The sequence below is a fragment of the Cupriavidus sp. 05N39 genome (genome assembly GCF_056397325.1).
This window is the reverse complement of the sequence record NZ_JBFTNE010000055.1, coordinates 43,525-52,964: the sequence shown is the minus strand read 5'-3', so window position 1 is coordinate 52,964 and position 9,440 is coordinate 43,525. Positions and strand designations below refer to the sequence as shown.

7 protein-coding genes and 1 pseudogene are annotated in these 9,440 nt (G+C 63.1%); 2 read left to right on the top strand and 6 right to left on the bottom strand.

Annotated elements, in window-relative coordinates; all coding sequences use genetic code 11:
• Positions 1–164 precede the first annotated feature (164 nt).
• Positions 165–1,344, top strand: a pseudogene (locus AC1DN0_RS24560) (PDDEXK nuclease domain-containing protein).
• Between the two features lie 461 nt (positions 1,345–1,805).
• Here the strand turns inward: AC1DN0_RS24560 and AC1DN0_RS24555 are convergent.
• On the bottom strand, positions 1,806–2,069 hold the full coding sequence (locus AC1DN0_RS24555; protein ID WP_441632917.1) for a hypothetical protein: 264 nt from the start codon (positions 2,067–2,069) through the stop codon (positions 1,806–1,808).
• A 421-nt stretch (positions 2,070–2,490) separates the two neighbouring features.
• Here AC1DN0_RS24555 and AC1DN0_RS24550 point away from each other — a divergent pair, with 421 nt between their 5' ends.
• Positions 2,491–3,651, top strand: coding sequence for a hypothetical protein (locus AC1DN0_RS24550; protein WP_441632915.1), 1,161 nt, complete (start codon positions 2,491–2,493; stop codon positions 3,649–3,651).
• A gap of 544 nt (positions 3,652–4,195) precedes the next feature.
• On the opposite strand, the gene AC1DN0_RS24545 is transcribed toward AC1DN0_RS24550, so the two are convergent.
• The 5 genes from AC1DN0_RS24545 to AC1DN0_RS24525 form a co-directional block, all read right to left on the bottom strand.
• Complete coding sequence (locus AC1DN0_RS24545; protein ID WP_441632913.1) at positions 4,196–4,609, bottom strand: VOC family protein; 414 nt, start codon at positions 4,607–4,609, stop codon at positions 4,196–4,198.
• Between the two features lie 70 nt (positions 4,610–4,679).
• Entirely contained in the window at positions 4,680–6,140 is a 1,461-nt protein-coding gene (locus AC1DN0_RS24540; protein ID WP_441632911.1) for an N-acyl-D-amino-acid deacylase family protein, read from the bottom strand.
• Between the two features lie 12 nt (positions 6,141–6,152).
• Positions 6,153–7,139, bottom strand: a complete 987-nt coding sequence (locus AC1DN0_RS24535) for a Bug family tripartite tricarboxylate transporter substrate binding protein (RefSeq protein ID WP_441632909.1) — start codon at positions 7,137–7,139, stop codon at positions 6,153–6,155.
• An 81-nt stretch (positions 7,140–7,220) separates the two neighbouring features.
• Positions 7,221–8,303, bottom strand: coding sequence for a threonine ammonia-lyase (locus tag AC1DN0_RS24530; RefSeq protein ID WP_477111819.1), 1,083 nt, complete (start codon positions 8,301–8,303; stop codon positions 7,221–7,223).
• A 42-nt stretch (positions 8,304–8,345) separates the two neighbouring features.
• The gene (locus AC1DN0_RS24525) at positions 8,346–9,332 is read right to left on the bottom strand and encodes an N-carbamoyl-D-amino-acid hydrolase (protein WP_477111820.1); all 987 of its coding nucleotides are present in this window, start codon (positions 9,330–9,332) and stop codon (positions 8,346–8,348) included.
• Positions 9,333–9,440: the final 108 nt, after the last annotated feature.

Genomic DNA, 9,440 nt, shown 5'->3' with positions numbered 1-9,440 from the left:
GGCGGACTCCTTGTGGATTCCGCCGCACACTGGCACTCTGGGCTACGCCCTTCGCACCGATGTGCGGCGGCATGGATAACCAACCACTGTCAGATTTAGTCTAGGCTATTACAGGTGATGCGCCTGGCAGGCAAAATCGAGGGGCTTCTGAACGAGGTCGAGGCATGACCGACCTCGTATCCTCCAGTCCCGCCTACAGCGGCATCCACGGCGACATCGTCGTCTTGCTCGAGAGCGCCCGTCTCGTCGCCGCGCGCAGTATCAATGCACTGATGACGGCAACCTACTGGGAAATCGGTCGGCGTATCGTCGAGTTCGAGCAAGGCGGGCAAGATCGAGCAGCCTATGGACAAGCTCTGCTCAAGCGGCTGTCTGCCGACTTCTATCCGATTTGGGCGGGGATTTTCCGAGCGTAACTTGGAGCAGATGCGTTCGTTTTACCAAGAGTGGCCCCTTGAGCGGATTTCGCAGACAGCGTCTGCGAAATTGCCCCGCGCTCGAAAGTCGCAGACGCTGTCTGCGATTTCAGTGGGTACCGTGCTTTCGGAGTCACTGCGGTGCAATGCGGTTGACCTGCCTGCCCTTGCCAAAGCCTTTCCCTTGCCTTGGTCGGCCTATGTGCGTCTGTTGTCGGTTAAAAATGAGCAAGCGCGCCATTTCTATGAAACCGAAATCTTGCATGGAGGCTGGTCGGTACGGCAACTTGATCGGCAAATCAGCAGCCAGTTCTACGAACGTACCGCCCTGTCGCGCAACAAGGCTAGCATGCTGGAAAAAGGTGAGCTGGCCGAAGCTGGTGATGCGATCACGCCCGAGGAGGCCATCAAAGACCCATTCGTCCTGGAGTTTCTCGATCTAAAAGACGAATATTCCGAATCCGACCTCGAAGAGGCATTGATCCGACATCTGGCTGACTTCCTGCTTGAACTGGGCGATGACTTTGCCTTCATCGGACGCCAGCGTCGGCTGCGAATTGACGACAGTTGGTTTCACGTCGATCTCCTTTTCTTTCACCGTCAACTCAAGTGCCTATTGGTGATCGACCTCAAGGTAGGCAAGTTCAGCTACGCCGACGCAGGGCAGATGCACCTGTATCTTAATTATGCGCGCGAACACTGGATGAAGCCTGGAGAGAACCCACCGGTGGGATTGATCCTTTGCGCCGAAAAAGGTGCATCAGAGGCCCACTATGCATTGGAAGGTCTGCCCAATAAGGTGCTAGCTGCCGAGTACCAGACTGTGCTGCCCGATGAAAAACTGCTAGCTAAGGAACTAGCCAAAACGCGGCGAGAGCTGGAGTCGCGGCGCACCGGGAAGGATGGGGATACAGAGGGCGCGGAATGAAACGTGGCCGAAAAGTTCGCTATCGCTCTGACGAGCTCGCCGTCATCAAACTTCTGCTCTTTGCCGGCGGCCTAGGACCTGACCTGTCGTCCCGTAAGCGTTAGCATGACTGCCTCCGTTGAATAACGCGGCTGGACGCCGAGCGCCGGCCACGAGGCGCGTCAGGAGACGGGGAAGGGCCAGGCCGAGGCCCTAGAGTCACCAACCGGGATAAACGGTTCATGCGAATTCTGGCGGCAGTAGTGTGCAGAGCGGACAGCGCTGCGCCAATTTCTGGCTAGCTAATCGATGCCACAGCGAAATCTAATTGATAGCCATTGATCCTCACGGAAAATCCTCTGATGCTGGAGCGGGCTAATCATGGGTATTTTAATTTAACATAACCATCAGTCGCCGAAAAATGGACTCGACTGTTTGTAGGGTGCGAAACGTACCCCACGGCTTGGGGAACCGTCCAACCCTCAGTTGTCCGTCGGCGAGCGGGGGGTTGGAACCGGTGCAAAGTCGAAATGCGCGGCGGCATACACGGCATTGCACGCCCATACTTCTTCCCCTTCCTTATAGAAGGTGACCCATTTGCCGTCGCTGCCGCATTGGGCGCCGGGAAAAACCTCCTCATGGCCGTTGGGACCGTCCAGCGGGAAGGGCGCGTGGGGCGTGGCCCAGTAGTGGCCGCTCGGTAAAGCCAAGATCGATTTTCGGGACATTCTCTTCAGCAACGCCATGCGGTGTCACGCAACGCGCGATCCGCCCCGCCGCGGCGAACCGGATTGTGTCAATCCCGCAACGGCGTGGCACCGTCCCGAGACATCCTCGTGTAGCCTCACTGCCAATTACCTCCTGCTATACGGTGCAAGTTCGCCATGGCGCAATACCTCCAAATTGCAATCCGAGCCTTGGGCGTCGGCGCCATCCTTCCATCCGGCGCCTGGGCTAGGTGCGCCCCTCGGCCAGCGGATTACTATGCTATGCCGGCGGCAAAACGCGTTTCGTAATCTGCTGGCCGCGTAAGTGGGTATTCCTGGGAGGCGCCAAGACGCCCCGCTCCCCGAGTGCATATGCCTCATCAGGCATTTATCATTATTTATTTGCAAATGATAAATTATTCAGATAGGATAAATGCTGATAATCGCACCAGGAAGATGCATGTCCGAGCCGTCCGCCGCCTCCGAACGTTACACCTTTCGCCGCCCCGCGTTGGCGGCAAGCTTCTGCGCAGCCTTGGCCGGTGAGGGAATCCAGGATGCCCGCTCGGGCCTGTTCCTCGCGGCGCCGCGTCGGGTAGGGAAATCCACGTTCCTGCGCGAGGACCTTACGCCAGCCGCCGAGCAGCGCGGCTGGATCACCGTGTATGTCGACTTATGGTCGAACAAGGCGCACGACCCGGGCGAGCTGATCGCCGACGCCATCAAGCACAAAATTGCCGATCACGCCGGTGTCGTGGGCAAAGCCGCAAAGGCCGTCGGCCTCACCAAGGTCACCGTCATGGGCACCCTTGGGTTAGACCTCACCGCCACGGGATTGCCTGCGGGCGTCACGCTCACGCAGACCCTTGAGGCGCTGCGCAAGGCCGCCAAGCAACCGGTTCTCTTGATCGTTGATGAAGCGCAGCATGCTCTGACCACGGAGAAGGGCGTGGAGGCAATGTTCGGCCTGAAGGCGGCGCGCGACGCGATGAACGTTTCGGGCAAGGCCCCGGACCTCATGCTGGTCTTCACCGGCTCAAGCCGGGACAAACTCGCGCACCTGGTCATGAATTCACGCATGCCATTCTACGGCTCCCAGGTGACGCCGTTCCCGCTGCTCGATAGAAACTTTACCGACGAATTTACCAAGAGCGTGAACCGGGCGCTCGCCGCAGGCAACCAGTTTGAGCCGGAGGCCGTCTACGAAGCCTTCGTGATGGTCGGGCATCGCCCGGAGTTGCTGCGCCACCTGATTGGCTCGATCGCACTGGCGAACGAATCGCCAAACCTCAGTACCCGGCTCAAGGATGACGCGACGCTCGTCCAGGAGCGCTTGTGGCATGACGTCGAAAACGACTTCACATCATTGTCGCCACTTCAGCAGGCGGTAGTGCGTGTCATGGCTGGCAAGGATGGTCAATTCTCTCCCTTCGGAGAGAGCGCCATTTCCGCGTACAAGGCCCTTGTGCCGGATCATGTGAGCGTCAGCGCTGGGACGGTTCAAAATGCGATTGACGCCCTTCGTGAGCGCGAGATCGTATGGAAAGAGTCGCGAGGGTCGTACGAGATCGAAGATCAAGCGTGGCTGAATTGGCTCCGCGCCAGAGGCCTGACGTCCTGAAGAACGCGGCAATGCGATGCGCCAGGCGAGCGGTCACCGAAACGATGCCATCGAGCCAGGCGTTCAGTTCAGCCAGCGTGAAGCTACGCTGAGCCAGCGTCGCCGGCAGGGGGAACCGGCCGGTGCGGTCCCAATACAGGTCTTGACCTTCGATCCGAACCGGCCAAGCTCAGCGTAATTGAGCACATCCGCTTCAAGTACGCACCATGAAGAACGACGAGCCTACCACAGGTCACGCCAAGATTCGCAACTATGCTCTGCAGAGCATAATTGCGAATCTTGGCCGACCCTCGAGAGCGTCCGATTGATCTGCACCCAGTGTTGGCGAGCGAGACAAGAGCTCGATGTGACTGGGCGCGGGCCTGAGTGATGGCGCCCAAGCGGGTCCGAGTTCGAGGTCGCATAGCAAGCACCCGCGGCGCCACAGGGGGAGCTAAACACCGAGGGGGAGGCCCACGTTGTCACGTAGGTGCGTCAGGAACTGGGCAAGCGCCAGGTCAAGGTGGACGAGTTTTAGCTTTTCGAGGGATCGCGACGTTGTCGCTCACTGCGCGTAGATCGCCTCACTGTTACTGAAGCCCTTGATCTCGATAGGGTTGCCGAATGGATCTAGGAAGAACATGGTCCACTGCTCGCCCGGCTCGCCGGCGAAACGCGCTTGGGGAGGGAGCACAAACGCAGTCCCGGCGTGCGTGAGGCGATCGGCGAGAGCCTGCCAGTCCTGCAAGCCGAGGATGATGCCGAAATGCGGCATCGGGACCAGCTTGTCGCCGACGTGCCCGCTGAGTTCGGTCTTGAAGGGTGTACCCAGATGCAACGAGATCTGGTGCCCGAAGAAGTCGAAGTCGACCCAAGTCTCGGTGCTGCGGCCCTCGCGGCAGCCGAGGACGTCGCCATAGAAGGCGCGCGCCGTCGCGAGGTTGGTGACGTTGAATGCCAGGTGGAAGATGGATTGCATGATTGAAGTATCCAGCGAATAAGTAGAAGGGCGCCTCCCGATAGCGCCATGCCTGTTGCCGATGCACGGGCTAAGCACGGTAGGTATCCCTGCGGCGGATCACCGCCCCGGCACGGGCAGCTGTGCTCTCGCCGCCGCTCCACGCGACGATGCCGTTGACGATCACCGTTTCGATGCCTTTCGCGCGCGCGACTGGCAGCGCGAAAGTCGCCATGTCGGCCACGCCGGCGGCATCGAAGATGGTGATGTCCGCGAAGTTGCCGGGCGACAATATACCTCGCCCCGGTAGCCTGAAGTAGCGGGCCGTCAAGCCCGTCATCTTGTGCACGGCCTGCTCCAGCGGGAAAAGCCCGACGTCCCGGCAGTAGTGCCCCAGCACGCGCGCAAACGTGCCCCAGAGACGCGGATGCGGCGCGGCGTCGTGGGGCAACCCGTCGGAGCCGATCATGGTTTCGGGATAGGCGAGGATGCGCTGCACGTCCTGCTCGTCCATCAGGAAGTAGATCGCGCCTGCCGGCTGCAACGCGTCGACGGCGTCCTCGGGCGAGAGGCCCATCGTTGCCGCAATGACGTCGAGGTCCTGTCCGGCGAACTCGGGATGCGGGACCGAGCGCGTTACGATGACGCGGCTCGACACCGCGAGCCGGTCCTTTCGCAAAATTGTGGAACCAGCGTTGTATGGATAGCAGTCGAGTCCGATCGGCTGACGCTGCGCCGCACTAGCGATGTGCTCCAGCGTGTCGACCGAGCGTCCGTGGTTTTTTGGGCCGATCAGCTTGTGATGCGAGACCACGACTGGCGCGCCGCCCGCCGCGCCGACCTCGAACGCTTCGTCGAGCGCCTCGTGGATCCTATCGCCCTCATCGCGGATATGGCTGGCGTAGACACCGCCGTAGCCGCGCATGACCGCCGCCACGGCGGCCATTTCGCCAGTCGTGGCGGACATCGCGGCAGGATAGGCGGCCCCGGTCGAGAGCCCGATGGCGCCGCTCTCCATGGCGCCGCGCAGCAATGCCTGCATCGCCGCGATTTCCGCGTCCGTCGCCGCCCGGTCCAGCCGGTCCATCACCGCGGCCCGCAGCGTCGTATGGCCGACCAGGCAGGCCGCGTTGACGGCAGCGGGATGCTGCGCCAGCTCGGCGAGATAGTCGCCGAACGCGGGGTAACGAAAGAGGGCCGGGTCGTCGCCGAGCAGGTCAAGCGGCGGCGGAACGGTCTGTCCCGGGGGCGCACGCCAGGGTGCCAGGCTGATCCCGCAATTGCCGGTCACGACCGTGGTAACGCCCTGGCTGAGCTTGGCCGGCATCAGCGGATCGAGCGTCAGATAGCGGTCGTCGTGCGTATGCGAGTCGATGAAGCCGGGGGCGACGATGCGGTCCCGCGCATCGATCACCACCCCCGCGGAGTCGGACGCTAGCGCGCCCAGCGCCGTGATACGCGATCCGTCGACCCCGATGTCGGCGAGCCTGCGCGGTGCGCCGGTGCCGTCGATCACGGTGCCGCCGCGAATCAGTATGTCGAATTGCGCCATGTTCCGTGCGCCTCAGTCGATTGCCGCGCCGGAACTCTTGATCACTGCGGCCCAGACCGGCCGCTCCTTGCGGGCAAGATCGAAGAACGCGCCGCGCGGCCCCGTGGTRACCTCGTACGCCATGTCGGCCAGCCGCGCTTTCATGGCGTCCGAGTTGGCCGCCTTGTTGAAGGCCTTGTTGAGAAAGTCGAGGATCTGCGGGTCGGTCGCGGCGGGCGCGACATAGCCGGTCCATGCCACCGCCTGATACTCCTTCAACCCCGTCTCCGCCATGGTCGGCAGCTTCGGCAGGCGGCTGTCGCGGCGTGCACCGGTGACGGCGAGCGGCACGACGCTGCCGTTCTTCAGATATGGCGAGATCGACGTGATGTTCTCGAAGACCAGATCCACTTCGCCGCGCATCAGCGCCAGATCCGCTTCAGGACCGCCCTTGTATGGAATATGTGTAATGGACACACCCGCCATCGCCTTGAACATCTCGGCGCTCAGATGGCCCGTGGTGCCGTTGCCGCCCGAGCCGACCGAGAGCTTGCCCGGCGCGCTCCTGGCCAGCGTGATCAGTTCGGAGACCGATTTCACGCCGAGGTCCTTGCGCACCGCCAGCACGTTCTGCACGAAACCGGTCAGGGCTACGGGCGCCAGTTGCTTGTCAGCGTCGTAGGGCAGCTTCTTGTACAGGGACTGGTTGATGGCCAATGTGCCGGCGTTCGCGAAGCCGATGGTGTAGCCGTCGGCCGGCGCGTTGATCACAGCCTGCGTGCCGATGATGCCGGACGCGCCCGCGCGGTTGAGGACCACGATCTGCTGCCCGATATCATGGCCGACCGCATCGGCCAGCAAGCGCGAGACGATGTCGGGCGTCGTGCCTGCATTGAACGGGACGATCAGTGTGATGGGGCGCTCGGGATAGGCTGCGAAGGCGTTCGCCGTGAGCAGCATGGCAGCGGCCGTCAGTGACATCCGTCTGAGTAGCCGGTCGAAATGGCGGAGGAGAGACATGGTGGTGTTCCTTTCGTGGTAGGCAAGTTGGCATCAAGGCCGGCTCGCGCCAATGCGCGCAGGGCCGGTGACACGGCTGTCTCAGGTACCGTGCACGGCGGCTGCAGTGGGCTGCAGCATGTTTTGAAGCAAGGGCAGATCGATGTTGCCGCCAGACAGGACGATGACGCCGTCGCGGCCTTCGAGATCGATCACGCCGGCGAGCAAGGCCGCCAGCGCGACGGCTCCGCCGGGCTCGACCAGCAACCGAAGCTCCTCGAGCGCGAAGCGAATGGCGGCGCGGACCTGCGCATCCGTGACTGCCACCGCGCCATCGAGAAAGCGCTTGTTGATCTCGAAGGGCAGTTCGGCTGGCGTGGTGGCCTGCAACGCGTCGCAGAGCGTTGTGGCGCCCGCCGCATTGATTTCCCTGAGGCCGCTGCGCAGTGAGCGCACCGTGTCGTCGAAACCAGCGGGCTCGGCCGCGATCAGCCGCGTGCTTGGATTCAACGCGTCGACAACCAGGCCGCAACCGGCCATCAACCCGCCGCCGCCGCAGGGCGCGGCGAACAGGCCGAGGTTGTCGAGCGCGGCCTCGGGCAGGTCCTGCAACGCCTCGAGGGCCACCGTGCCCTGGGCGGCAAGCACCGCAGGATGGTCGCCCGGCGGAATCAGCGTGCCGCCGGTTTCGCCGAGCAGCCGCATCCCGATCGCCTCGCGGCTCTCGTGGAGGCGGTCGTAGTGAACGACGCGCGCACCCTGGGCCAGCGCGCGCTCGACCTTGTTGCGTGGCGCATCGATCGGCATCACGATGGTCGCCGCCACACCGAGCTGGCGCGCGGCCCAGGCGATCGCCTGTCCGTGATTGCCGGTGGAATAGGCGATCACGCCTTTCGCGCGCTGGCCGCCGCGCAGCGATAGCAGGGCATGGAAGGCGCCGCGTGCCTTGAACGAGCCCGTGACCTGCAGGTTCTCGCCCTTGAGCCAGACCGGCGCGCCGGCAATGGCGTCGAGTGCCGGCGAACGCAGCAACGGAGTGCGAACGACATGGGGCGCGATGTCCAGGGCCGCGAACTTGACGTCGGCGAAATCGGGGACGCGCATGTCACCCAGCATCTCGTGCCGGATCGCGTGCGCGGGTCGTGGTCGTGCCGGATGGATATCCAGGGTTTCGGTTGGCTGCATGGAGAAGGCCCGTGGGTGGTCGGAGAAAGACAGGAAACGGGATCAGCGCGCCGGCCAGGTCGGCGGAGCCACGCTGCCGACCTGGTCAGTGATGCGCGAATACGCCTCGACGCGACGATGCAAACCGAAGTTGAAGACGGTGGACCGGCCCAGTTTGCACAGGTCCAGGTTGCAGTCGGCCACGATGAGCTCGTCGTCCCAACTGGTGGCCTGCGCCATGATTTCGCCTTGGGGATTGACGATGATCGAATGGCCGAACATTTCGTGGCCGTCCTCGGTCCCGGCCTTCGCGACGGCAACCGCGAAACACGCGTTCTGATAGCAGCCCGCCTGAATCGACAGCTGGGAGTGGAACACGCGCAGGTGATGAGCCTCGAAGCCGCGATTCTCCATGTTCATGCTTGGCGTGTTGTAGCCCAGCATGACGAGCTCGACCTGCTGCAGCCCGAGCACGCGCCAGGCCTCTGGCCAGCGGCGGTCGTTGCAGATCATCATGCCCATGTTCACGCCCTCGGCCTCGCCGACCGGCGCCCGGACCACCGGAAAGCCGAGATTGCCGACTTCGAAATAGCGCTTCTCGAGGTGCTGTACCTTGCGCGCCGGCGCGTACTCTGCATGGCCGGGCAGATGGACTTTCCGGTACTTGAGGATCACCTCGCCCGACGGTGCGATGATCACCGAGGTGTTGAACCGGCGCTTGCGCATGACACCGGCTTCATCGGGTTCATAAGCGATCTCGGCGTAGCCCAGGTAAACCGTCAGGCCAAAGCGGCGGATTGCCTCGAACAGCGGCGCCGACTCCGGCGAGGGCAGCGCCGCCTCGAACCAACGGTCGGCCTCGTCGAGGTCCTCGTGGTACCAGCGTGGAAAGAACGTGGTCAGCGCGAGTTCGGGGAACACGACGACCTGTGCGCCGCGCCGATAGGCGCGTTCGAGCAGTTGGACCATCCGCGCGACCGCGATCTCGCGTCCTTCTGACTTCTGGATGGGCCCGAGCTGGGCGGCGGCGACGGTGATGATGCTGGACATGTAGCGGAGCCTCTGGTGCGATGGGGTAGTGTCGAGTATAGGGACGCGATACCGCCCTTGAAATGCCGCGCCCCGCGCGCCGGCGGTGTGTCCATCGGCACCGTCTCG

Coding starts and splice junctions, on each gene's coding strand:
- AC1DN0_RS24555 (WP_441632917.1), bottom strand. CDS start 2,069: ATGGCGTTGCTGAAGAGAATGTCCCGAAAATCGATCTTGGCTTTACCG.
- AC1DN0_RS24550 (WP_441632915.1), top strand. CDS start 2,491: ATGTCCGAGCCGTCCGCCGCCTCCGAACGTTACACCTTTCGCCGCCCC.
- AC1DN0_RS24545 (WP_441632913.1), bottom strand. CDS start 4,609: ATGCAATCCATCTTCCACCTGGCATTCAACGTCACCAACCTCGCGACG.
- AC1DN0_RS24540 (WP_441632911.1), bottom strand. CDS start 6,140: ATGGCGCAATTCGACATACTGATTCGCGGCGGCACCGTGATCGACGGC.
- AC1DN0_RS24530 (WP_477111819.1), bottom strand. CDS start 8,303: ATGCAGCCAACCGAAACCCTGGATATCCATCCGGCACGACCACGACCC.
- AC1DN0_RS24525 (WP_477111820.1), bottom strand. CDS start 9,332: ATGTCCAGCATCATCACCGTCGCCGCCGCCCAGCTCGGGCCCATCCAG.